The organism is Epilithonimonas sp., assembly GCF_032054305.1.
GTDB lineage: Bacteria > Bacteroidota > Bacteroidia > Flavobacteriales > Weeksellaceae > Epilithonimonas.
In genome coordinates this window covers 1-26,156 of the sequence record NZ_DAMBSX010000010.1, presented here as the reverse complement: position 1 = coordinate 26,156, position 26,156 = coordinate 1, and the positions used below count along the sequence as shown (strand labels likewise).

Here is a 26,156-nt window from a genome sequence, read left to right as displayed (position 1 = left end):
ATTACCCGTTCGGGATGAATTTCAATAATTACTATTCCAAGTTCGATGCGATGGGTAGTTTGCATAACTACAAGTACAATGGGAAGGAACTCCAAGAAACAGGAATGTATGATTACGGGGCGAGGATGTATATGCCGGACTTGGGAAGGTGGTTTTCGATTGATCCTTTGGCGGAAACATCAAGAAGATGGTCGACTTATACATATGGTTACAACAATCCAATAAGATTTATTGACCCTGATGGAATGCAGAACTATGATATAACTTTTGGAAAAAATATTTCACAAGAAACTCAAAATAAAATAGTAGGCGATTTAGAAAAACAGACAGGATTGAAATTATCTGTGGGAGATGATGGTAAAGTGAGTTATACAGAACCATCTGACGCAGGAGGAAGTAAGACGGCTCGCGATATGGTAAAAGGAGCTATTGATAATCATAGAACAGATTATCAGATTAATTCTGACAATTCTAGAGGCTCATCAATTGATGCTGTAAGCTCTCGTGGAGAAGTAATTGATGGAGTATATGGTGCAACTACAACTTATGATTTGAATATTAATACTAATCAGATTGATAAATTTATAGGAGGAACTAGTGAAGCCTTAAACCCATTAACTATGGGATACGGGATGACTACGATGCATGAAATAAGTCACGTTTATAATGGTTTGTCAGATCAAAATTCAATTTATGGATTACCTGGTGCAAATGAAAAATTTATGAATACAATTAGAACTGAGTTGGACGCTTCAAAACAATTTAGTTTGCCATTTGGTCAAAGAAATTCATATAGTCCAATGGAAGTTTTATATAAAGGAACAATACAAAACTTCACACCTTTCGAAAAAACACCTGCTGTTATACAATATGATTTCAAAAAAATAGATATTAAGAAAAATCTATTTATGTTAACTCCAAAAACTAAGTAAATGAGATATTCAGTAATTATTTTATTTTTAAGTTTTAATGCCTTTGTATACGGGCAATGTGTATGTGAGAGATACGATAAAGGAATTGAATTTATAAAAAAAGATTTTATAGATAAAGGAATAGAAAAATATTATAATGATATTTTGAAACCCGGAGCCTATGGGATATCTATTTATGAAAGTTTTTTTCCTCTATATAAATCTGATAATTATTATAATTGGATAAATATTGACAAAACAAAAGCAATTGAAAAAAGTAATTGCTTGTCTAAAATAAATAAGAAATATTGGGAGAAAAATTGGAAACCTGAAAATTATTATAAAAATAAAACTGTGTTTTCAAAAGATAAGTTCAAAGGTCCTTCGCACATAGCTATTTTTACAGAAATAAGAAACGATTCTTTAAGGGTTGATGTGATATCAAACTCATCTGAAGGGTTAAGAAGCTGTGGTAGTATCAATAAATATTTGTTAATTTTTGATAATAAAAATAACATTAAAGAAACAAAATCTTGGACAGCGCATTATGAATGTTTGTAAATATTAAGGTAACAATACCCAAATTACACTAATTTAGTGTAAGGTTATAACATACCTAAATTATTTTTCCAGTCTTCTTGATGGTTTATGAATATAAAACTAGTTTTATTCTCATCAAATCTGACGAGTTCATTTGTTAAACCACTACCATTTAAGGTCATGGGTCACGTTCCAAACTTAGTGATAGATATGATCTGAAATATTAAACCATTGAAAATCAGATAAAATAATAATCAACAAAATTTAGAAAAGAGGGTAGAATGATCTATCCTCGTTTATTTTTGAAGAAAATAGATGTCGCAAATGGCTGGGAATCATAACAGGTGTGTCAAACTTAGTGATGGTGATCAATAAAATGCAGCTCTTTACAAAATTTCTCATTAAGCATTAATAAAACCATTAATTTTGCGATTCAGATTTTATTAGAATACCTATGATTTCATTTAGAAAAATCACCTCTCTATATTTTTTGCTGGTCAGCTTCTTTGTTTTTTCTCAAGCAGAAAGTCCTGTTTATACTTTACCTAAGATCAAATCGAGTATCACACTTCCTGTTTCACTGCCAATCTCGGAGATCAATAGTCTCGTCAATCAATCTATCAAAGGTATTTTGTACGAAGATCAGTCTTACACCGATAATAATAACGACCAGTTCAAGGTAAAAGTAGAGAAGCAGGGTAACATTGCTATAAAAGCTTTGACCAATAACCGGTTGATGATCTCTGTCCCTCTGAAAATTTGGGCAGAAAAAGGCTACGGGACTTTGGGATATTATCTTTATAAGGATACCAATTTTAATCTGATTATGAATTTCATCACAAGTATAATTGCGACATCAGATTGGAAGTTGGATACAAAAACTACTACAGCAGGGTTCGTGTGGACACAGAAACCTGTTTTGGATTATGGTAAGGTGAAAATTCCAATTGCTCCCTTCATTGAGTCCACATTGAAAGAACAGCAGTCCAAGTTCACAACGATCATTGATGATCAGATCAAATCTAAATTCAATTTGCAACCCTATCTGGTAATGGGCTGGAATCAGTTCTCTAAACCTATCAATGTTTCGGAAGAATATAATACTTGGCTCAAGATCTCCCCTCAAAGTACATTCATGTCACCGCTTCAGGTTTTTCAGGATAAGATCAAAACGACCATTGGAATTGATCTGTATTCTGAGACTTACGTGGGACAGATTCCTTTGGCTACAAAAGACGTGAGCTCAGTTCCTAATTTTCTCCTAAAGCCCGACCTTCCTAACATCTTCAACCTGCAAACAACGGCGAATATCAGTTTCGATGAAGCTACGAGAATCGCAAGGCAACAATTCCAGGATAAAGAATTTGCGATGAGTGGTGAAAATAAAAAGGTGAAGATCACAGATATTTCTGTCTATCAGGAAAAAGAAAATATCGTGATAGAAGCACATACGACAGGTGAAGTAAACGGAACGGCTTTTATCAAAGGCAAACCATTTTACAATGCGGAAGAACATAAGATAAAGCTGAATGTTACAGATTTTAATCTTAAGACCAAGAATTTCTTTCAAAAAGCATTGACCGTTTTGTTCGAAGGCAAGATCAGAAGGATGATAGAGAAAGATTACGGAATCCCGCTTTTGGATATCGAGAATTCTTCCAGGAAAAGTATGATGGAAAACTTCAATAAAGAATATGTGAAAGGCATCAAATTACAAGGACAAGTTCTGGATTTGAAGCCCACACAATTCCTTTTATCAGAAAAATATATTACGATTGTTATCGATACCAAGGCACAATTGCAGATGAATGTTTCGGGATTGATTTTTTAATAACGTTTGTTAGTTTTCTTTATCTTTTATTGATTATAATGCTGAGTATATTGTATATATTTGTCAGTAATTAAATTTAATATGAAGAAAACTTTTACTCTGGCACTTGCTTTAGCTTATATATGCGGATTTTCCCAAGAATCCAAAGAGTTGGCTCAACTTAAAAAGCAGACCAATGCCAATGTTACGATCAGTAACAGCACTTCCAACCCTAATTTCATCCTTTTTGGAAATTCTAATGCACTTCAATTAAAATCTACCGGAGCAAAAGCAAAAGTAGATGAGTTTTTGGCAGAAAACTTCAAAGCTTTTAATCTGAAATCTGTCAATGATCTGGTATTTGTAGAAGAAATCACAGATAATTACGGACTGAAGAATGTGGTTTATATACAACAACATCAAGGTGTTCCTGTTTACGACGGTGTTTTGAAGTTCCACTTCAACGGAAAGGAGGAGTTGACATCCATTAACGGGAATGCGATCTCCAATATAAAGGTCAGTTCTACGCCGGATATTTCTGCTACAGAAGCGGCAGCTATTGCGAAAGGTCTTGTTGCGAAACAGAATCTTACAAGCAGCAATGTTCCCTTAGAGATTGGAAAGAATAATCTTTTGATCTTCCCGAAAAATTTGGTTCAAGGAGGTGTTGTTGTGCCTTATTTGGCCTATGAGGTGGAAGTTACCAATAAAAATGATGTCAGAGAATTTCTTTTTATCAATGCTCATACAGGAGAATTAGTGGAGCAATTCACGGGGATACATCCTATCGACAGAAGAGTATATGAAACCAATACCAATGCTTCCAACCTAAAATGGAAAGAAGGCGATGCTTTTCCGGGAACGCTTACAACTTGGCAGCAACATGAAGCTGTGACGTCTGAACATGTTTATAACTTCTTCAAAAATGCATTCGGATATATTTCCTATGATGCGGCAGATCATACAATGATCACTGTGAACAATGATCCGACTATCTCTTGCCCTAATGCGAGATGGAATGGCACATATGCAGGATATTGTGACGGGACAGCAACTGATGATGTCATTGCGCACGAATGGGGACACGCTTATACCGAATATACAAGTGGACTGATCTATCAATACCAATCAGGAGCGCTTAACGAATCTTACTCCGATGTTTGGGGAGAAACGATTGACCTGATCAATAATTATATGGATGAAGGCGAGAATCTTAGTGTAAGAACCACCACTTCCTGCTCTGGTTCGCTCCGCTGGAAAATGGGTGAGGATGCTACTGCTTTTGGAGGAGCTATCCGGGATATGTGGAATCCAAACTGTAATGGACAACCTGCAAAAGTGTTGGATGCTACTTATTACTACTGTGGAACTGCCGATAGCGGCGGGGTGCATACTAACTCCGGACCTACCAACCATTTATACGCACTGCTTGTAGATGGCGGAACTTACAATGGTTATACAATAACAGGAATAGGCTTTGTGAAAGCTGCCCATCTTTGGTGGAGGGCACAGAGAAACTATTTGACGGCAACTAGTGATTTCGCTAATTTTGCTGATGCTTTGGAAGCCGCTGCCAATGACCTTATAGGAATCAATCTCCAAGGATTATCTACAACCACAACACCAGCAGGTTTAACAGGACAGGCTTTTACAACTGCTGATGTGCAAAATGTTAAAAACGGCATCCTATCAGTACAGTTAAAATCATCGCCAGCAACACAATGTAATTATACACCTTTGCTTGCTCAAAATGCACCAACGCTTTGTTCAAGTGCAACTTCCAATCCATTATTCAAAGAAGATTGGGAAAATGGTCTAGGAAATTGGACTGTTTCTAATGTTCCTACAAAACCTGCTACTTGGGAAGCTAGAGATTGGACGATCAAAGATAACTTGCCAAAATCAAGAGCTGGAAAAGCAATATTTGCAGTTGACCCTATCAATGGAGATTGTGCAACTAACTTGCAAAACGGAATTCTGCGTCTGGAAAGTCCAACGATTACAATCCCGACTTTCTCTTCAGGAAAATATGAAATGGCTTTCAACCACTACGTGGCCACCGAATCTACTTGGGATGGGGGTAATATCAAATATAGTTTAAATGGCGGTTCTTGGACACTATTGCCTGTAACAGCATTTACTTATAATGGTTATAACAGCACTTTGGATGGAACCAGCCAGAGTGATAATCCATTAAAAGGACAAAGGGCATTCACTGGTACAGATGGCGGTTCTCTTGGCGGAAGCTGGGGACAAAGTGTGATCGACCTTTCTAAAATTGGAGTGACTTCTGGCTCTAATATCAAATTCAGATTCGAGTTAGGAACAGATGGTTGCAACGGTATAGAAGGTTGGTATCTGGATGAGGTCTATGTTTACAATTGCGCAACACTTGCAGTAGAGGACGTTCAGAAACAAAACGGGATTACTGTATTCCCGAATCCGACCTCAGGTTTTGTGACTATCCAAAATAGTAAAAACTCAAATTTGAAAAATGTTGAGATCTATAACGTTGCTGGGCAATTGATCCAGAGGTTTAATATTAATAATGCTAAAGCTTCTTTGGATATGAGCCAATTATTGAATGGAACTTATATCTTAAAAGTAAATTCTGAAACAGAAAGCAATTCTGTAAAAGTAATTAAGAAGTGATTTTCGAAATTAATACCAATAGAAAAAACCTTATGAACTATCATAAGGTTTTTTCTATTTTAATATTGAAATTAATTTAAAACTTCAGAGCTGTTTCTAATGATAATTCCATCATTGTTCTAAGTGCCTGCTCTCTTTGGTCTGCAGAGATGAATTCGTGAGTTGGAATAATATCGGAAACTGTCAAGATAGTTGCCGCATTTTTTCCGAGATGTTGAGCATTGGCAAAAAGAGCAAAAGCTTCCATTTCTACCGCAGGACAATTGTGTCTTACTGCAATCTCCGGAACAGCAGGGTCTTTTCTGTAAAAGATGTCGCTAGAGTGGATGTTAGTTGCTTTTGCATCAAGACCTAACTCTTTTGCTGTTTCATTGATTTTATCAAATGCACTTCCTTGATTGGAAATGATATCTTCTTCAATTCCCCAAGCAAATTTTGCATAGGTACTTTCGCTCGCTGCATTTTTTACATTTAGAATATCAAATAGTTTCAGATCTGTAGAATATGCCCCACAAGTTCCGATTCTGATAATTGTGTCAACTTCATATTCCGTAAACAATTCGTAAGAATAGATGCCGATACTTGGAAATCCCATTCCGCTAGCACCAACTGTGATTTCTTTTCCTTTATATTTCCCTGTAAAATAGAAAATATTTCTGGTCTGGCTTACCAATATGATATCGGTCAAAAAATTATCAGCAATATATTTAGCTCTTAGTGGGTCGCCCGGCATCAATACCGTTTTTGCAATTTCTCCTTTTTTTGCGCTTATGTGAACACTCATATGGATTAAAAATTTTAGAGCGTGAAGATAAAATTTATATTCTGATTACCGAATTGTTTCTAATAATAATATTTTAACCAATTAATTTAAGCCTAAGAATTTAAAAGGTTTTGACTCTTTGAAGTTTGAATTGGATTTACCATTATAAGTTTGATAATTACTCAGATCCAGTTTCATTATTTTTCCTTTTGGAGTGACATCAAAGTCTTTAAGATTGACCCAAAAAGTATTAGGCGTGAAAACTGTTTCAAAATAATAGACAAGGTTTTTCTGATCGGCAACAGAACGCCATCTTGTAGAAGAGATATTGGGCTCTGTCTCCGAAGAGATTCCGTAGGGAACGGAACAGTTTCTTATCACACTGAAGACACTTGCAACTGCACTTCTTGTATCTGCGGTTTGCGGAATAGCATTAATATAATAAGAAGCTCTTACGAAACGGTCCGCAGCACGATTGGTTCCGGGTAACATAACTGTTCCGGGGATTCCTTTCCAATAATTATTGAGAGCCAATTGCTCTTCAAAAACCGGAGAGTTTGTCATCACGGTATATTCCGGCGAATGATGAATGACCAATTTTCCGTTGATGTATTCGAAAACAGCATTGTCTCCAGAAGAGTCTGAAAGGGAAAGGTGAACAGTCGTGAATCTTTCTGTTCCCGGTATATAATCGCTTACGACTGCAAAAGGTTCTGTCCTAGAATATTCAACAGCTTCTTTTACCGTTGCGAAATTATCCAGATAATATTGTGCCCAAAGAGAAATAGCAAGACCTTTCGTTTTTCCATTCGGATCAAATTTTGGATACTGGGATTCTCCTAGCCAAAGAAGATTGGCAACAAGACCCTTCTCGTTCATACCATCAGCAGTAGCAATATCCCAAGATGTAGTAACAACGCTTCCGTATTTGGATTTCCATTTTATAGAAAGAGAACCAACTTCTCCGCTGCGTTCGATTCCCTGAGGGAGGATCCACACATTGGCAGGAATCTCGTCTTTCCAATCCATAGAGCGTGCAGTCAGAATTGTATTTTCCGGGCCTTTGTAGACAACCCTCGTACAAGCTTCGGAATAGTTGAAATAGCTGATGCAAAGAAATAATGAGAAGAAGATCAAAGAAAAATTTTTCATAGTAATATTATTTGGTTAAAAAAGATAATGAACTATTTGAAATTTTAATAACGGGCTTTCTGCAAATTTTACTTCTTTAAATTGTTATTAATGAGAATAATGTAAATGTACGGATAAAATACTTGAAAAATTCAAAAATCATCAACCCTGACTAGTGATTGATCTAAAAATAAAAAACTCCATTCAAAGAATAGAGTTTTAAGTGTGAAAAAGTAATGTTCTTTTTTAATCAAGAGGTTTTCTTCCTGATATGATGTTGAATAACACTACAATGATGGCAATGACCAAAAGAATGTGAATTAAATTCCCCATTCCCATTCCGCCACCTACACCTACTAATCCTAATACCCAAACGATGATACAGATTACTGCGACTAACCATAATAGATTTCTCATAACTAATATTTTTTTGATTTAATGATTATGACATTGCATATTCTGTGCCTTTATTATTTTAATAGTAAAAAAATCGATATTATTAAATTAAATTTTATTTGTATCTATCAACAATTCCGGACAGATAAGTTTTATATTTTTCGCTCACTGGTATTCTTTCATCAGCGATCATAAGACTGTTTTTTCCAACACTTTGAAGATGCTGAAGCGATATGATATGTGAATTATGGACTCGGATAAAATTCTCAAAGTTGATTTTCTCCATAATGGATTTCATTGTTTGATGAACGATAAGTTTTCTCGTGTTGGTGTAGATCACAATGTAATCTTTCAAAGCATTGATCCTGATGATCTCGTTAAGATTAAGTTTGACATCCTCATTATTTGAACGGACAAATATGAAGGTGTTTTTCATCACGTTTTCGGTTTCCTGAAGAATCTTGACATTATTATAAAGGTCAAAACTTTTGTAAGCAGCTTTCAGGAAACGTTCAAAAGAAAAAGGTTTTAACAGATAGTCGATAACGTCCATTTCAAACCCTTGGATGGCGCAGTTATCATAAGCTGTTGTGATAATTACGTTCGGGAGCTTGTTGTAACTTTTCAGAAACTCGATTCCGGAGATATTTGGAAGATTGATGTCCAGGAAGATCAGATCAACCGCATTATTTTTCAAAACCTGAATCGTTTCCTGGATGTCGTAACAATTCGCTACAAGATTCAGAAAAGGGATTCTTGAGATATATTCTTCGATTATGTGATGCGCAAGTTCCTCATCATCTACAATTATGCAATTCATTGGTCGGAGTCTAATGTGAGTTTTAAATTAATTTCATATTCAGAGCCATTATCATTAATATCGAGTTGATATTTTTCGGGATAAAGCAGATCCAGCTTCATCTTTGTATTTTTGATTCCAAGCTTGTTGTTGTCAGTTTTTTCACTTGGTTTTCTCTCGTAAAAATTTTTGATATTAAAATCCAGAATATCATCTCTTAACTGAACTTTGATGTCCAAAGGTCCTTTCCCAAAATCAGCGTATTTGAAAGCATTTTCAACAAAGGTCAGAAGAAGCAGAGGCTCAATTTTATAATTATTAAAATTACCTGAAAATTGATAATTGATATTATTGAATTTATTAAATCTGATAGATTGTATCTCGATATACTTTTTGATATTGATGATCTCGTCATTCAGATTGTTTTTCTGTCCGTTTTTATCATTGAGAACGTATCTCATAATGTCTGACAGAATCAAAATAACTCTAGGCGTGTCATTGGACTGAGTAATCGATAAGGAATAAATACTGTTAAGCGCATTGAAAAAGAAATGCGGATTGATCTGTTCACGGAGGATTTTCAGTTCGCTGGATTGTCGCTCGAATTCCAAGGCTTTTATCATTTTCTGGTTTTCCATCCATTTGTCAACAAAGAAGATCAACGTGCTGAAGACGATCGAGAACAATCCAATCTTGAAGAAAACATCGTGAAAATCCGGTCCATTCCGGAATCTCATCATTCGGTCTGGCCTTGGAAAATCTTTTGGTGGAAACGGAGGGCGACCTTGTGGATGAGGAAAATGGGGCATGAAGACTATCATCAATCCTACATAGATCACAATGAACGAGATTGCAATAATTGATATTTTTCTTGGATTTTGTTTGATGAGATAAGGTAAAAATAGTTTGTAATTGAGATAGAAAAACAAGATAGAGAACAAGAAGATTTTCAAGTTCATCTGCAAAGCCAATTGCCCAAAAACGGAATAATCCATTATCAGCTTAAAAGCAATAAGAACCAACCAGATGATCCAGTGATAAACGTAGATGGTTTTGATGCTTTTCAAAAATGTGTTCATAACAAATAAATCTTTTTTTAACGTGCAAAATTCCCCCGATAATTTATCGAAGGAATTTTGGCTTATTGAAATTTTCGGATCTCGTATTCGATCTTCATGGAGTCCAGCTCATCTACCGAGATCCGAGGAAAGGATGCTTTTCCTATTTTTTCTACTACAAGATTGGCGGTTTTCCGAGCCTGCAAACTATCTCGGAAAGATTGTTCGCCCTGCACTGCCGGAATAAATGGCTGATTGATAAAAACTTTTTTGTTTTTTATGATCTGATAACCAAAACCGTTTGCTTGTTGAGTTATTTTTATATCTAATTCATTATTCTTTTTTTGACAGGAGATAAGAAGAAGGCCTGCAGATAAGAATAATTTCCAGAATGTTTTAATCATCTTCATTCTCAGTTTCTGTAGGGTGGAAAACCCAGATGTCATCAAAGTAAGAAGAGCCGCTGTTCCCTGTCAAAACATAACCGTAAGTCCCAAATGAGAATGCACAGGCACTTTGCCTGGAAGAACCTTCGAAAGCTGTTCTTTCTGTCCAATCATCTGTAGAAGGATTGTATTCCCAAGTTGAATTGGTAACACCACTCACCGTTCCTGTAGAAACGTAACCCAGTCCGCCTGCTGCAAAAGCAGCGGTAGAGGCACGGTTTTGTACATCGTCGTCATCGCTTGTATTGGCTTTTTTTGACCAAGCCTCTGTTTCCGGATTGAATGCCCAGAAATCAGAAACTAGGCTTCCGTTATTGGTCCCGAATCCGACATAGGCTGTTCCGTTGATAACGAAAGCTGCACCGTCTCTTCTTTTGGAGCCTCCTAAACTTGTAATAGTGCTCCAGCTGGATGTAGCTTCATCATATTTGTAAAAATCCTTAAGCTCGCTTCCGTCGTATCCTGTTCCTACATAACCTTTGCTTCCAATTCCGAAAGCCAAAGCTGCATATCTTCCTGCTCCCGGAAGGTCATCTATCTTTGCCCAAGAATTGGCAGATGCATCGTATTTATAGAAGTCGTTGAGTTTGTTTACACCATCATATCCTGTTCCGACATAACCATAAGAATCGGTTGCAAAACCAACGGCTGAACTTCTTTTCACGCCCGGAAAATCAGCTTTTTGTGTCCAGGAATTAGCATTTGGGTCGTAACTCCAAAGGTCATTATAATAGTATTCTCCATCGTAACCTCCAGTTAGATATCCTTTTCCATTCACCACAAAAGCAGAAGCATTGGAACGTGGTTTACCGTCTAGATCCGAAACTCTTACCCAATTTCCTACCAACTCATCATCGTCATCATCATTTCGACAGCTTGATACTAAAAAAATCCCCGCCATTGCAAGAACTAAAACCGAAAGTTTATTGCTCATTCTTATTTTTTGATGCAAATCAACTTCATTCCCTCGTCTTTTGAAAATTTTTTAGACAAACACGCTTTTTTTGTCGTTAAACCGTCTTCTTTTTTCGACAGATTTTACATCGATTTGAAAATTCGGAATTATCTAAGAATATAATTGATTTGTCGAAAACTAAAACTGAAAGGAAGAAAATGTTTTATCCCTACATAATAGTCAATGTATGTTTACAAAAAAAATAATGTACAAATGTCTTTTGTTGTGTGTTTCTATTCTCTTCTTGTGCTCCTGCGAAAGAGAAAGTAACACTTATGAAGTAGGAAATTCTTGGATGTCTGCACAGTCCAAAGTTGTAATGATCGACACGCTTACTATCAAGATGTCGACGATAATGAAGGATTCTGTGGTAACATCGGGGAAAAGCGCAATGTTGGTGGGAAATATAAAAGATAATACATTTGGGAGAGTAACGTCGTCTTCTCTTTTCGAACTGACACCAGCGAGTTATAATCTTGCAACAACAAGCAATGTGGTTTTTGATTCCATTGTAATGTATCTTACCAATATCGATTCTTATTACGGTGATACACTCAAAACTTTTAAAATGGATGTCCACCCGATGGAAAGCAGAATCAGACTGAATAACGGATATCTCTATAATAAGAGTAAATTCAATTATTCATCTAATTCAATCGGAACTGCAGAGTTTCTTCCGCGACCGAATACGGACAGTAGTTTTGTTAAAATCCGTCTTGACCAGAGTTATGGTCAAGGCCTTTTCAATCTTTTGAAAAGTAAGGATGCCAACAGCCAAGAATATTTTCTCAATTTCTATAAAGGTTTAGCATTGGTTCCTTCTTCTGATAACAATGCAATGCTACGTTTTGGAATCAATTCCTCTTATCTGGTTCAAATCAGCAATACGACCAAAGAAAAAGTCTCCAATATTGTCAGGATGTATTACCACGCAACTTCCCAAAACGGAACCGAAGATGTGAAATATACGCTTGACCTGAATCCAAGTACGACTTATCAATATAACAAGATCGATAGTGATTTCACAGGCTCAGAATTGGCTGGCCTCACGTCATCAACACCAATTGAGTCCAAAAATCTGGGTAATAAAACTTACATGATGTCTGGAGTTGGTGTTTTTACGAAAGTGGAGATCCCCTACCTGAAAACGCTTAAGAATCTTTATGATAATTATAAAATCATCAGTGCCAATCTCACTTTGAGCCCTGTAGCTGGATATTATACTAAAAGTTTCTATAATCCAACTCCTCTTTATTATTACCTGGGAGACAAAAAAAATAATGTTGTTTCTGCTTATTATGCTTCCGATGGAAGTACAGAACTTACCATTGCGTTGTCGGATGAAAGTGAGTTCCAAAGTGATTATGCTTATTCTGTTGATATGTTGAGCTATGTCAATAATATTCTCTCAGAAACCTCAGATTCCAATTATAATATTTTGATCTATCCATCATCTTATCTGGATGTTCTCGCCGGAAAAGCTATTGTTGGAGATCCTAAAAATAGTACGAATCCCGCGAAGCTTAAACTTTACATTTTAGGTTATTAACTGTAGAAACTCATCATGTACAATAAAATTAAAATAATGTTGTTTTTTGCCATCATCTTCGTGCAAAAAACACAAGCTCAAGATTCTTCGCCTTATTCTTATTTCGGAATCGGGACATTTAATAATGTTGATAATGCGAGGAATATTTCTTTGGGAAATACCGGAATAGCTCTGGAATCTCCTGATTACATCAATTCTAAAAATCCAGCTGCAATTACTACGATAGGTATTCAGAATGTGATCTTTGACGTGAGCGGAGGACTGAAGTTTAATAATATCTCTAGCAATCAAGGAACGGATAAAAGGATCAATGGTAATTTTACCAATCTGGGACTGGCTATGAGGATTTCCAATAGGTTTTTCTTGGGAGCAAGTGTGCAACCTACAACTTCCACAGATTATCAATTTGATTCTAAAATTCCAATAGAAGGCACTTCCAGCAATTATCCCATTACTTATGAAGGAAGTGGCGGAATATCGAATCTAGGGGTTACTTTGGGTTACAAGGTTAATAATAACTGGCGTATTGGAGGAAAGGTGAAAAATAATTTCGGAACTATTATCAGAAAAGAGATCATTACGACGACAACTGAACTTGAGATAAGCAGAAATATAAGATATACCGGTTTTAGTTATGGGCTGGGAACACAATACAATCAATATTTTCAAAAAGAAAGACTGCAGTTGACCTTGGGTGGGATTGTTAATTTCAAAAGTAACTTAAATGCAAAAGGTGAGACCGTCTATACAGAAGACAGGGATTATAATAACAGTCTCACAACCAAACTTTCCTCAAAAGATTCCACGCTTCCGCTAGAGGTCGGGTTAGGAGTGAGCGTCTTGAAAAATGACAGATATCGTTTCAGTCTTGATTTCACACAGAGTAATTGGAATGAGGTCAAAAATACGGTCACCAAAGAGAAATATTACAAGCAACAAGTTTATGGACTAGGCTTTGAGCTTCTTCCTGAAAGAAAGAACAGCCCGATTTTTTCGGAAAACCTGATCTACCGTTTTGGACTCAATTATGACACAGGATATTATAAAGTCAATAACAGGGACATCAATAAAATGGAGGCTACTGTAGGTTTAGGCATCCCTATGAACAAGATCATTTTGAACGTCGGTTATGGATATGGAAAACGTGGGATCTTCAACAATTCGGCAATCAAAGAAAATTATCATAGCCTGAGTATTAGTGTGGATTTCTTAGATAAATGGTTTGCAAAACGATATCTGAATTAAAAAAAGGAACTTGTTATAAGTTCTTTTTTAATCTGCTCTTTCCCATACATTATCCATGGAGTATCTATATTCTAACCATGGACTAAGGATAAGTAGAACGATGCAGGTATTATTTATTTTGATAGACTGTATACAAATCGAAATGACATTAGTTTGGTTGTTTTTACTGTTTAAGTTTTTAGAATTCTATCCAATCCTACCCTTCGTCTGAGGAAAAAAGAACCACGCCGTTGTATAGTTTTTATCAGGCTCAGTTGCTGTGGACTGTCATTTAATACAATGATTACTTGGTCAATGGTGTTTTTTACGGTCAATGACACGAATTTTCAGATAATGATTTACCGAAATCTATCTACGATAGACTTTAATAACATCCTCGATCCTATTATATAATTTATTGAAGAAGATATTTCTTGCTTTATTATTGGTTGAAAGTAATTCCGAATTCTTTAAAATCAAATCGAGACTTTTCTCATAATTGTGACAGACTCTTTCGTCCTGAGTATAATAATAGCTCAGAATATTATATGGCAAAAAAAGGATTTTTTGATCAGAAAACTTAATAAATACGGTGTTATTCATTATCAACAGATCATTTTGATAAAGTTTGTAATATGCTTTTTTGCCATCTTTTTTTTCATTTAATGTATCTTTTTCTATTTGCTTGACCATCTTCAATATCTCATCACAAATGGCAATAATGCTTTCATTATTGACCATTTCTAATTGGTGAAAATATATGAGTTGTTCTAATAATGCATGAATAGTGACACTGCTCCATATTTCTGTAGAGCTGACATCATTATATGTATCAGCTAGCAATAATGCCTTTTCTCTGATTTTTTCAGGGACAGTAAATGATTCAAATCTTATTCTATGTGAGAAAAATTCATTATCCATTAGCTTCAACCAAGTATATATTTTGAATTTTCGAAGATTCTCATATTTCATCAGATAAAATAATGGAATATCTTTGGCGGCATAAATGAACTCGACATCTGTCGTGTTTTTAACTTTTTGCAGATTAAAAATAGAAGATTCAAGATATTTCTCGAAGTCGTCGATATTATAGATATCATGGACTTTATTGACAACAGCATTGTTGATATTGGAATCGTGGATCGCATCCAGAGAAACCCCGAAATGTGATGCAAGGGTAATACCTTCATTTAATGTTATATGGCTTTTACCACTTATCCTTCTATAGGAAGTATCATTGGAGAGTGCAAGCTTGTCAATCATCATTTCCACGAGATTCTTTTTACCACCAGCTTGTTTCACTAATAGGTCAAATAGTTTTTTCTGGTAATTTTTCAAAGTTATTTTTTTTGTTATTCTCAAAATTATCTAAAAAAGATGAAAAAGCAATTTTTTTTAGACAATTTGTCTGTGTTACATTTAGTAGTAAGATGCATTGTCCTTTTAAATTAGCATTCTTTTGTTCAATTTTGTTTTAAACCATTAATAAAAAATCATGAAAAAAATTCTACTTTCCCTGTCATCCTTTTTTAGCATTTTTTTGTATTCTCAAAAGCTACAATCAGATCCCACGATCGTGATTTTTAGTTATGATGAAGCAGGTAATCAGATATTTCGGGGACCCACGGGGCCTGTCTGTACTAGTTGCAGGATCGAAGAAGCACAAGTGTCAAACTCTTCTTTATTTGACCAAATTGCTTACCACATCCAAGCAGCTCCTGTGCCAGTTAAAACAGATCTTACAGTCATCTGGGATAACACTGTTAAAGATTATATTTCCAAGATTGAACTGGTTCCCTACAATGCTTTCCGTATTATGGAGACTGTAAACGTTCGATCTTTAGCGGATAACTCCTATATATTCAGCATGGGTTCCTATCCGTATGGAGTGTATTATCTAAAATTTTATTTAACAGATGGAAATATATATACAAGAACTGTAACTAAAAAATAAACTCATGAAAAAAATCTATATATTACTTTTAATCCCGTTTTTTAACTTGTATTTTAATCAATCCTTGTTTCAAGATACTCAGGGAAGTATTGATGTAAATGGAGGAGGTCAATTACAATATACACTGCCGATTGCAATACCCCCGGGTATAAGAAGTGTTGCGCCAGATATTAAACTTAGTTACACAAGCGGTAATGGGAATGGGCTGGTCGGCTATGGATGGAGTTTGTCTGGAATCACCAGTATCTCCAGAACAGGCAAAACTCTTGATAAAGATAGTGAAGTTTCAGGTGTAAATTTGAATTATAGCCCTTTTCAGTTTAACGGACAGCGGCTTATTTATAAAAGCGGCGGGAACGGACCTCCGTACGGCGGAGTTGATGGTACAACCTATATTACGGATAAATATTCCAACATACAGATAAAGGTGGTTGGAACCATTTATGAACAGAACTGGCAAGGGCCAGCTTCTTGGGAAGTAACTTTTGAGGACGGTTCGCAAGCTTGGTATGGCGCAACCTCCGCAGGAGTAAGTAGTGCAAGAACACCAGTTGAGTACAATATTGTAAAATGGAAAGATGCCCAAGGTAATTATATCACCTATAATTATGCACAAACGAACAATGTTGCAGTTATCAGCTCTATCGAGTGGGGAGGCAATGAAACTTTAGGAAAACCACATTTCAATGCAATTTATTTTAATTATATAACAAGAGACTTAAAAGAAACTTCTTATATAAACGGGGTACAGTTTATACAAGATAAACTATTAAGCAGTATTCTAGTTACTGGTAATGGCAGCCAGTTTAAAAGATATGTTGTCAACTATAGTAATGATATTGTTAATAATGACACCAATCAAACCGTTAATTACCAATACGTAAAAAGTATCCAGGAGTTTAATTCACAAGATGAACCTGCAAATCCCGTTACTTTTAACACAAAGCCATTAGTGATCACCACTCAGGAAAAAGCCTTCGGTGATTTTAATAATGTAATTACTACAGGGGATTACAATGGTGATGGACTCATAGATTTTATTGTTAAACAGCCGGCTCAAAATGGAAGACCCGAAGGGTATTATTTATACTTTGATGCTGTCAATAATGCCACTTCTTCGTTTGTTTATCTAGGAGCAAGCAATATTTTTGATTCACAATCCATCTTAACTTACAATATTAAGCCAAGTGATGGTTATATCAAGCCAAAGCAAGGGCTATTGGTCGCTAAAAGTCAAACAACGACTTATCCTACACCGGCAACAGGAGATATAGAATTAAAATATTATAGTATTAAAAGTGATACATCTGTATTAAATACTACAAATAATCCCTTAGTTTTAGAGTATTCAAAAACTGTCGATCCTGCGGCCTATGTGTTTGCTGATTCTCAGTATCCTCCTTACTCAACACCTTCCAATTATGGAATTTCAAAGTTATCACAATTTGAAAATCCAAAGGAAGTAGATATAGATTCTGATGGGATGTCTGAGCTTGTATTCGGGCTTAAAGATTCTAGATGTTTCAAAAGCCAGATTTCTCCTTACAGCTGGTCATGCAACGATTTGGGTTATCGGTATGTTGTAATAGACAATAGCGATCTACAAAGTACAACCATTCATAAGTTAAGCAATGTTACCTCAAAGAACATATTGAGTAAGGGAGGTATAATGGACTTTGATAATGATGGCAAGCAGGATATAATCTTTATCGAACCAAATGTAGGCAATGTTAATGTCAGCTTTTACACGACCGAATCCACAGGGAGTATCGTTCAGAAAAATTTATCTGTCCAATCCAATAAAATTTCCCAATATTTCCTTATGAGTACAGGTGGTAGCTACGCGATGGGGCTGAAAAATACCTTCAATGTCAAAGGACTCGACAAATACATACAGTTTGCCGACCTTAACGGGGACAGAAATATTGAAATTCTGGCTCCCTTGGAAAAAGGCGATTATTATTCCACACGCGATATGGGGTGGTCAATAAGCCTGAATGATGGAAAAACACTATCGGAGTCATTTCAGGGATTGGTACTTTTTAGAGATGATACCGCATTTACCTATTACTCCCTTGAGAATGACTACCCAACTGCGTTCGATATTGACAATGATGGGAAATCTGAATTTGTGATGTTCTATAATGCTTATTCCAGTTACTATAATCAAAGTAAAGTAGGAATCGCAAACCTTAGAGAATTTCAGTATAACCCAAATAACATACAGTTCAAATGGAGCTATAAAAAATATTTCAATTATAACTTAACTGTAGGTGGACAAGTGTTGTATCCCATCTATGGCGATTTTAGAGTTAATAATAGTAACTCGAAGATATTGTTGATATCTAAATCGACGAATTCCGCAGACAGAAAAGTTATAAGTTACCAGAACTATAATCTGAATGTTGATAAAAATATATCCAGCATCGGTCAAGGAAACGTTTTTACAGAAGTTGATTATAAAGAACTGAACCCGGCAATAAATGCCGATCTTTACGCCCCTGTTAAAAAAGAGCAATATCCGTTCATGGAGCTTGATCGGGTTTCCCAATCTTATGCCGTTTCCCAGCTTCGGCAATCAGGAATTATAAAGCAGGATTTTCGTTATAGGGGATTGATAACCCATCTACGAGGAAGGGGTATGGTAGGGTTTCGGCAATCCGCCCGAAGCTCTTGGTATGCGGATGGTTTTGAGAATACAAAAATATGGAATGGAACAGAGATCGATCCTTTAAATGAAAGTATTCCGGTAAAAGAATGGAGCATAAGAACTAATGATGAAAATCAGATTTTTCCGGCAGACCTTTCGATCAATAATACACAGCTACTCTCTTTTAAACAAACCACTTATCAAACCGATCATATCACAGGCGTGGGCTATTCCCCGATAAAAGCTATTGTTCCTACACAGATCGTAACAAAAGACTTCTTAAAAGATATAACGACGATAGCCACTACTACATATGGAAGCTACTATCTGCCCATACAAACAGTAAACAATGTCAACAACGGTTATGCCGTCTCTACAACCGAATTGGCCTATGAGCACAATATTAATGGAATAGGAAAGGATTATTACGTGGGGAGACCGCAATCTAAGAACGAAACGATACAAGTTTACGGAGATACCAAATCTACAAAGACCGAGTATGCTTACAATGCCAAGAATCTGTTAAAGACACAAAAAATATGGAACATAGATAATACGGGCTGGATACAAGAGGATCACACATACGATGATTTTGGGAATATTATTCAGAAGACCAGCAGTAACAGTGTAGATGGCAATACTAAAACAGAACAGTCTATCTATGAGGACAAAGGTCGATTTGTAACAAGCAAAAAAGATGTTGACCTAAATTTGACTACTGTATTTACCTATAATAATTGGGGACAAGTACTTACACAAACAGACCCGTTAGGAGTGATACTAACCCATTCATATGATAATTGGGGCAAATTGATCTCTTCCGGAACAAATCTTTCCGGAACGACACTTTATTATTATGATAAATTTGATACGAGCAATCCTGTTATGGGATCGCTGGGAATAAGAGGTACACAATTGACAGAAACGCAACCAGATGGAAATGTTAAAATTACACTTACCAATATATTAGGTCAACAGTATAAAACCATCACTAAAGATTTTCAACAAAATATCTATGTCGTCAAGGCATTTAATTTTGATGCAATAGGCAGAAAAATTGCAGAAAGCGAGCCCTTCAAAGATAATTCTTTCAGTTATGAATATCTTCCGGCCAACCCATCCACCTGGAATACCATAACCTATGATGATTCTGTATATCCTTCGAGAGTAACAGCACAAAGCTATAATAACGGAAAAAAAATAGAAACCCTCATTTCTGGCAGGACCACATTTGTCAAAGAATTGAATGGTTATTCTAGGATTACTTCTAAAACCATCGATGAGATCGGAAATATTATTTCTTCCACGGATAAAGGCGGAACAATTAACTATGCCTATAATGCGGCGGGTCAGCAAATTTCTGCCACATACGGTACTAATGTTGTTACGACGAGTTATGATGCTTGGGGTAGAAGAGTTAGCTTTAATGATCCTGCAAACGGTCTATACCAGTTCGAATATAATGATGGATTTGGGAAGGTCACTAGAGAAATAAGCCCAAAAGGCTACAAACAATATACCTACAAAACCAATGGACTTTTAGAAAGCACTACAGAACTCTCTAATGATGGTATATCCACTAATAAACAGATCAGCATAGTTTATAATCCAAAATGGCAGGTAATTTCAAAAACCGGCACATCTAATGGAAAAGCATTTAGCAATACGATTACCTATGATGCATACGGTAGGCCATCAAGCATTGTTGAGCAATTTGAAGGCAGAACGTTCTTCAGGAACAATTTAACATATGATGCTGTCGGCAGGCCGCAATCGTACGAGCAAGGTCTTGTTTCCAATGGTGTGACTACTTCTACGGATATAGTAAATAATTATAGTAGCTGGAGTGGTGATCTTTACCAGGTCAAGCAGGCAGGAACCAACAAAATTCTTTGGGAGCTGCAAACCACAAATGCTAAAGGACAAGTTCTCACTGCGACGCTTGGAGCTTCTCAGATCACTAATACATATGACGGATTCGGCTTCTTGCAAAGTGCAAAACATATTACTTCAACAAATAATTTAGTAGAAGTTAACTATGTATTTAATGCGGTCAAAAACGAATTGACAGAAAGACATCATTTTAATTTCGGATTGGATGAGTATTTTGCTTATGACGGTAATAACCGTTTGATCAGCTGGACAAATCCGAATACAGGCCTACAGTCTTCCAATGAGTATGATTATATGGGGAGAATCATATCTAACGATCAGGTGGGAAAAGTGAAGTATGATATATCGGGAAATATTTATCGTCCTTCTTCATTAAAGCTTAATACGAATGGTCTATCGAATTATGGCATTGGGGAGAAAAACATATTACTTCAGAATATTAGATACAATGAAAATAATGATCCAATAAAAATAAGAGGTCGTCAGAACGACTATACGTTTGAATATGGCTTGACAGAAAGCAGGCAAATTATGAATTACGGAGGAAAATTTGAAGATTCTCAAGACTCGCAATTTACCAAGTATTATAGCGAAGATGGAAGTATGGAGGTGGTAAGAGATAATGCAACAGGTCAGGAAAAACATATTTTATACATTGGGGGAAGCCCTTATGAAAGCAATATTATCTATTTAAAGGACTTCACAGGCACTACAGGTTCTTTTAAATATCTGCATAAAGATTATTTGGGCTCTGTTTTAGCAATAAGTGACGATGTTGGTAATGCTGTGGAAAGACGCCATTTCGATGCATGGGGAATTTTCACTCATTTGCAAAAAGCAAATGGAAACATTATTACTAACCAAAAAGCTATCAGCGCTTCATTATTACTAATTGATAGAGGCTATACTTCTCATGAACATCTTCTAGGTGTACAATTGATCCATATGAACGGCCGTTTATACGATCCATTACTAAGACGATTTCTGAATGCAGATGAAAATATCCAGGACCCCTACAATACCCAGATTTACAATAAGTATGGCTATGTGATGAATAACCCGTTATTATATAATGACCTGAATGGAGAATGGTTTGGTCTGGATGATCTGATCGTTGCCGGAGTAAGTTTTGTGATTGGGTATGTTTCTCACGGAATTATGACTGGTAATTGGGGCTGGGATGCTGTGAAGTCCGGACTGCAAATGGCTGTGATGGGCTGGCTGAGTTACAATACCTGTGGGATTGCGACAGCGGGATCCGGTGCCATAACGGGCTCTGCAGGTTCTGCAATGTGGAATTTTGTTGGAAATTCTGCTATCAATACAGCTATATCCTGTGTGGTGCCACCTGCCAATATATCAATAGGGAAATTTGATTTTAGTATTTCACCTAGCGTTGCAATAGGAAAAGGTTGGGGATTTGGTGCCAATGTCAGTGCTACTTTTCATGCAGGGGATTTTAGTTTATCCGGAGGGATTGGACTTATGGAGTACGGAGGACATGCCGGAAGCGGAAAATCTGGCTCTGAATATAGAAAATCATTAATGATAGGTTATGATGATGGAAAATTTGGAATTAATGCAGGAACAAATATTTGGAGTGGATTACATGAGCAGCGAACAGGCGTATTTGGTTTTAGATATGGTAAAGTTTCTTTTTCTTATGAGAATGATTATGGCCTACCTTTTTCTATTCTTAACAACAAAATATGGGCTGATGGTAATGATAGCTTTAGAACCGCAGCAGCAAGACTTAGCATAGGGGACTTTCATGCTGGCTTTAATTTGTTTACAGGCCAAAGAGAGGATTACAGTGGCGATGATGAAAAAGTTGGGAAAATGGTGATTGATAAGTTTGGGAGGAAAATGCCAAATGGCTATGTCAAAGAATTTGGCCCTAGATATAGATTTGGTGGACTATATGCAGGTTGGGGGAATTACAGGTTTGGTGTAAATTCAGAACATGTTCGTCACGCTATCCAAGACCATTTTGCTCATAACTTTGCTGGAAAACACCAACCGGGATTTGAAAACCTTTCCTGGGATTGGAAACCATATTTTCAATATCAGACCATAAACAGATTTACATCATGGTAAATTTTATCATTATAATTTCGTTTTCAATGTTATTTTTTAACACTTCTTGTATGTCTCAAAAATGCAATACAACCATTCTTGACAATGGAACTACTAAAATCCCTGTTGATTTTGAGAAATGTTTTCAAAATAAGAATTTCTCAGCATTAGAATTACCGAGCAATGTTACAACAGATGTTATTTATGAAGAAATAACACCAAGGACGGATCGATGGTATTCTGTTCTAAGATTTTATCCAAACGGAAAAGTGAATTATTTCAGTTTTCCAGATAAAACTGCCTACACAGTAGATTCCTTTGATCCAAAAATTCAAGGGTTAAGAGGAAGGCTGGTAAAAAGCCTAAAGGATGGCGAAGACTATGTACAACTTTATACAATAATTGCCAGTAATATATCGTGGGGAATTAAAACCGAGGCAATATCTGTAGTAGGTGACGAAATTCGTATTACCAATACAAGTGGGCATACTTCTATTTTCAAAAAGAAAATTATTCCCAAAGAATTTCTTTCCTACAAAGCTAATTGGTAATTAGCTGGCTAAGTAATATTAGTAAATTATCAAAACCACAAATTATGTTTATGGTGCCAAATTGGTACCAAATCTGAAATAAAACCCTATCTAATCATCAATTAGTTAGGGTTTTTAACGACGATATTATGAAAAAAAATTGAAAAAAGATGTCATAATGCCTTAATTATATACCATTTTTATGCTACTTTAACTAGGTAAACATCCATAAATAAGCTTCTTTAGATTCTGTATCGGAATGGTTTAAAGTATGATGATTGAAGAGACAAAAATCTGAACACACAAGCTCAGATTAATAATTTTGTTTATAGTATAATTTTAAAGAATTCTAATCATAATTTCTCTATTATAACTTTTTCCGTAAAATATTCATATCCCCACTCATTTTTTGGTGGAGTCAGGAAATCTGGACGATTATTCCAATTTAATCTGCATAAAATTGTTTTATCTGTTTATACAATTTTAAAAATTATAGATCACTCCTATTTAACATAATAAAAAACATATAAAATTATTTCAAAGTCTGTTAAAAACTTGCTATTTTAGTAACAGAATAAAAACAACCAATGAAAAAACTCTGTATAAGCGTGGGAATGCTGGCGGTAGGTCTTTCCTATGCCCAAAAAATAAGCTGGCAAAAGAATTTGGAATCCGGGACACAGGATTTTCTTTCAGGACTGGCGATTACGATTGATGGACAATACCTGGTTTCCGGTTCATCAATTCAAAAGAATCAAACCCCCACGGGTAATAATCAAAACAAAGGTTACGATTATCATATCCTCAAGCTGGACCAGCAGGGCCAAAAAGTTTGGGAAAAGTATTTTTCAGGGAATCAGCATGACTATCTCAGTTCTACCGTTTCAACAAAGGAAGGTGGTTTTTTATTGGCAGGTACCTCATACTCTTCATTATTATTGGATAAAAAAGAAAGATCCAATGGCTCATCGGATATCTGGGTTATCAAGATCGATGAGAACGGGGAAGAGGAATGGCAGAAAACGATCGGAACAAGATATAGCGAAGAAGCAAGGGCTGTTGCGCAAACCACAGACGAAGGTTATATTGTTGCAGGTTCAACCAATCACCCGAAGCTGGGTTATGGCTCCAAAGATGTCTTAGTGACCAGGCTAGATAAGAAAGGCAGGACTATCAGCCAGCTCATTCTAGGCGGCAAAGGCCTGGATGAAGTGGAGAAAGTGATTCCAACGAAAGACGGCGGTGTCTTGATGGGCATCTATTCCAGGAGTAGCATCTATGACGGACAGTCAAAACCGAAAATCAATTCTAAGGATCTTATATCACAGAATTCTGGAAGTTTAGATTTACATTCCGGTAATACTTCTCAATCCTCAAACAATTCAGGCAGTAATTCATCATCATCCAGCAATGAGAATTCCACAGAGAATTATGATATTACTTTCTATGGTAAAGCATACAATAACTATGGTGAAGGCGATTACTGGATTGTTAAGCTTGACAAGAATGGAAATGTCCAGTGGGAGAAGAACTTCGGGGGCAGTGAGGATGACCATGTCAGAACAATGGTATTAACAGACTCGGGCTATATCATTGGTGGCGAAAGCCGTTCAGAGACCTCGGGCAACAAGAGGTCGAAACTGGAGGAAGGGACAGACCTTTGGTTACTGGCTTTGGATGAAGATGGTAATGAACAGTGGCAACAGTCTTACAACTTTAAAAACCGGGATGTGATGATGAGCCTTAATACCATTAAGACACAAGAATCAGGATACAATAATCAAGAAACAACGAAAGGCTTTCTCATTGGCGGTTACACGCAGTCAGAAGGTAAGATAGAGAAGAATGATGAGACGTTCTGGATGCTGTACATTGACAGGAATGGTAAAGAAGTGTGGAGAAAGTATGTGGAAGGTAAGGACAAGAAAAAAGAAGAAAGACTGACATCCGCATTACTGAACAGGGACGGTTCGTATATTTTGGCAGGGACAAGTGCTGAGGAACTGGGCAAAGAGAACTGGAAGGTGGTGAAGCTGTTGGACGACGACGTAGAGAATCTCATGGAGAACAATGACATCCAGATTTACCCGAATCCTGTGAAGGACTACTGTTATGTGGAGATTGGGCTAGACTTCGAGAGTGCGGATGTCTACGTTTACGATATGACAGGCAAAATGATTCAGACACTAAACACCAAAAATAGAGTGACAAAGATTGATACCTCAAAGCTTCCACAGGGTGTTTACATCATCAAAGCGAGTATCCCAAACCAGCAAAACAAAAAACTAACTACTAAAATCGTGAAAGAGTGATGTCAAGATATATTATGAGAAAACTATGCTTATTAACACTTATTTTAACAAGCTATTTTATGATAGGGCAAAATAGGGAAATGCCTATCAATATTCAATCCCCGAATGCTGCATCATTAGGTAAATATGGAGATTTGTCAATGGATTTAAGTACAGGAAGGGCAAATGTGAATGTACCTTTATATCAATTAGATGAAATGATTGGAAGGGTTATTTTTATTATAAGGATATTTTGAATACTAGTAATTGGAACTCTCAACAGTACCTCTCAGATTTAGCTAATAACGCTCTTCATTATCCAGATTATGAACCAGACATTTTTACATTTAATTTTATGGGTTACAGCGGAAAGTTTTTCCTTGGGTCAGATGGTGAATGGAAGGTATCTTCATCTAATAATTTGAAAGTTATTATAGATATTAATGATACCGTGCAACCTAACAATTATTATTATGGAGTTGCTAACTTTGTTAGGACACGATTCTTATACTCTTTAACTTTAAGAGT

20 protein-coding genes are annotated in these 26,156 nt (G+C 36.2%); 12 read left to right on the top strand and 8 right to left on the bottom strand.

Annotated features, from left to right (window positions below; translation table 11 throughout):
- The 4 genes from RTX21_RS17865 to RTX21_RS17850 all read left to right on the top strand — a co-directional run.
- Window positions 1–932, top strand: a 932-nt coding sequence (locus RTX21_RS17865) for an RHS repeat-associated core domain-containing protein (protein WP_312769881.1), incomplete at its 5' end; no start/stop codon positions are given.
- Window positions 933–1,472: a hypothetical protein gene (locus RTX21_RS17860; protein ID WP_312769880.1), complete on the top strand. Its 540-nt coding sequence runs from the start codon at window positions 933–935 to the stop codon at window positions 1,470–1,472.
- Between the two features lie 433 nt (window positions 1,473–1,905).
- The gene (locus RTX21_RS17855) at window positions 1,906–3,282 is read left to right on the top strand and encodes a DUF4403 family protein (protein WP_312769877.1); all 1,377 of its coding nucleotides are present in this window, start codon (window positions 1,906–1,908) and stop codon (window positions 3,280–3,282) included.
- An 81-nt stretch (window positions 3,283–3,363) separates the two neighbouring features.
- Complete coding sequence (locus RTX21_RS17850; protein ID WP_312769874.1) at window positions 3,364–5,913, top strand: M4 family metallopeptidase; 2,550 nt, start codon at window positions 3,364–3,366, stop codon at window positions 5,911–5,913.
- Window positions 5,914–5,989: 76 nt separating this feature from the next.
- Here the strand turns inward: RTX21_RS17850 and deoD are convergent, their stop codons facing one another.
- The 7 genes from deoD to RTX21_RS17815 all read right to left on the bottom strand — a co-directional run bounded on the left by deoD (window position 5,990) and on the right by RTX21_RS17815 (window position 11,440).
- Window positions 5,990–6,697 carry a purine-nucleoside phosphorylase gene (deoD, locus tag RTX21_RS17845; RefSeq protein ID WP_312769871.1) on the bottom strand — a complete coding sequence of 236 codons (708 nt, stop codon included), beginning with the start codon at window positions 6,695–6,697 and terminating at the stop codon, window positions 5,990–5,992.
- An 81-nt stretch (window positions 6,698–6,778) separates the two neighbouring features.
- Window positions 6,779–7,828 carry a linear amide C-N hydrolase gene (locus tag RTX21_RS17840; RefSeq protein WP_312769869.1) on the bottom strand — a complete coding sequence of 350 codons (1,050 nt, stop codon included), beginning with the start codon at window positions 7,826–7,828 and terminating at the stop codon, window positions 6,779–6,781.
- A gap of 225 nt (window positions 7,829–8,053) precedes the next feature.
- Entirely contained in the window at window positions 8,054–8,224 is a 171-nt protein-coding gene (locus RTX21_RS17835) for a lmo0937 family membrane protein (protein WP_312769866.1), read from the bottom strand.
- A gap of 94 nt (window positions 8,225–8,318) precedes the next feature.
- Window positions 8,319–9,023, bottom strand: a complete 705-nt coding sequence (locus RTX21_RS17830) for a LytTR family DNA-binding domain-containing protein (RefSeq protein ID WP_312769863.1) — start codon at window positions 9,021–9,023, stop codon at window positions 8,319–8,321.
- Complete coding sequence (locus tag RTX21_RS17825; RefSeq protein ID WP_312769860.1) at window positions 9,020–10,081, bottom strand: sensor histidine kinase; 1,062 nt, start codon at window positions 10,079–10,081, stop codon at window positions 9,020–9,022. Before RTX21_RS17825 ends, RTX21_RS17830 begins: the two co-directional genes overlap by 4 nt.
- Before the next feature lie 62 nt (window positions 10,082–10,143).
- Window positions 10,144–10,470: a DUF4907 domain-containing protein gene (locus tag RTX21_RS17820; RefSeq protein ID WP_312769857.1), complete on the bottom strand. Its 327-nt coding sequence runs from the start codon at window positions 10,468–10,470 to the stop codon at window positions 10,144–10,146.
- Complete coding sequence (locus RTX21_RS17815) at window positions 10,457–11,440, bottom strand: Kelch repeat-containing protein (protein WP_312769856.1); 984 nt, start codon at window positions 11,438–11,440, stop codon at window positions 10,457–10,459. Before RTX21_RS17815 ends, RTX21_RS17820 begins: the two co-directional genes overlap by 14 nt.
- 208 nt (window positions 11,441–11,648) lie before the next feature.
- On the opposite strand from RTX21_RS17815, the gene RTX21_RS17810 reads away from it, so the two are divergent.
- Window positions 11,649–13,010: a DUF4270 family protein gene (locus tag RTX21_RS17810; RefSeq protein ID WP_312769855.1), complete on the top strand. Its 1,362-nt coding sequence runs from the start codon at window positions 11,649–11,651 to the stop codon at window positions 13,008–13,010.
- A 36-nt stretch (window positions 13,011–13,046) separates the two neighbouring features.
- Complete coding sequence (locus RTX21_RS17805) at window positions 13,047–14,255, top strand: hypothetical protein (RefSeq protein ID WP_312769852.1); 1,209 nt, start codon at window positions 13,047–13,049, stop codon at window positions 14,253–14,255.
- A gap of 348 nt (window positions 14,256–14,603) precedes the next feature.
- On the opposite strand, the gene RTX21_RS17800 is transcribed toward RTX21_RS17805, so the two are convergent.
- Entirely contained in the window at window positions 14,604–15,572 is a 969-nt protein-coding gene (locus RTX21_RS17800) for a hypothetical protein (protein WP_312769850.1), read from the bottom strand.
- 157 nt (window positions 15,573–15,729) lie between these two features.
- On the opposite strand from RTX21_RS17800, the gene RTX21_RS17795 reads away from it, so the two are divergent.
- The 6 genes from RTX21_RS17795 to RTX21_RS17770 all read left to right on the top strand — a co-directional run.
- Entirely contained in the window at window positions 15,730–16,188 is a 459-nt protein-coding gene (locus tag RTX21_RS17795) for a hypothetical protein (protein WP_312769848.1), read from the top strand.
- 4 nt (window positions 16,189–16,192) lie between these two features.
- Entirely contained in the window at window positions 16,193–22,828 is a 6,636-nt protein-coding gene (locus RTX21_RS17790; protein ID WP_312769846.1) for a polymorphic toxin type 23 domain-containing protein, read from the top strand.
- A gap of 50 nt (window positions 22,829–22,878) precedes the next feature.
- Complete coding sequence (locus tag RTX21_RS17785; RefSeq protein WP_312769843.1) at window positions 22,879–23,358, top strand: hypothetical protein; 480 nt, start codon at window positions 22,879–22,881, stop codon at window positions 23,356–23,358.
- Between the two features lie 566 nt (window positions 23,359–23,924).
- The gene (locus RTX21_RS17780) at window positions 23,925–25,649 is read left to right on the top strand and encodes a T9SS type A sorting domain-containing protein (RefSeq protein WP_312769841.1); all 1,725 of its coding nucleotides are present in this window, start codon (window positions 23,925–23,927) and stop codon (window positions 25,647–25,649) included.
- Window positions 25,650–25,663: 14 nt separating this feature from the next.
- Window positions 25,664–25,885, top strand: coding sequence for a hypothetical protein (locus RTX21_RS17775; protein WP_312769840.1), 222 nt, complete (start codon window positions 25,664–25,666; stop codon window positions 25,883–25,885).
- On the top strand, window positions 25,882–26,156 hold a 275-nt coding region (locus RTX21_RS17770; RefSeq protein ID WP_312769839.1), incomplete at its 3' end, for a hypothetical protein. The genes RTX21_RS17775 and RTX21_RS17770, both read left to right, overlap by 4 nt.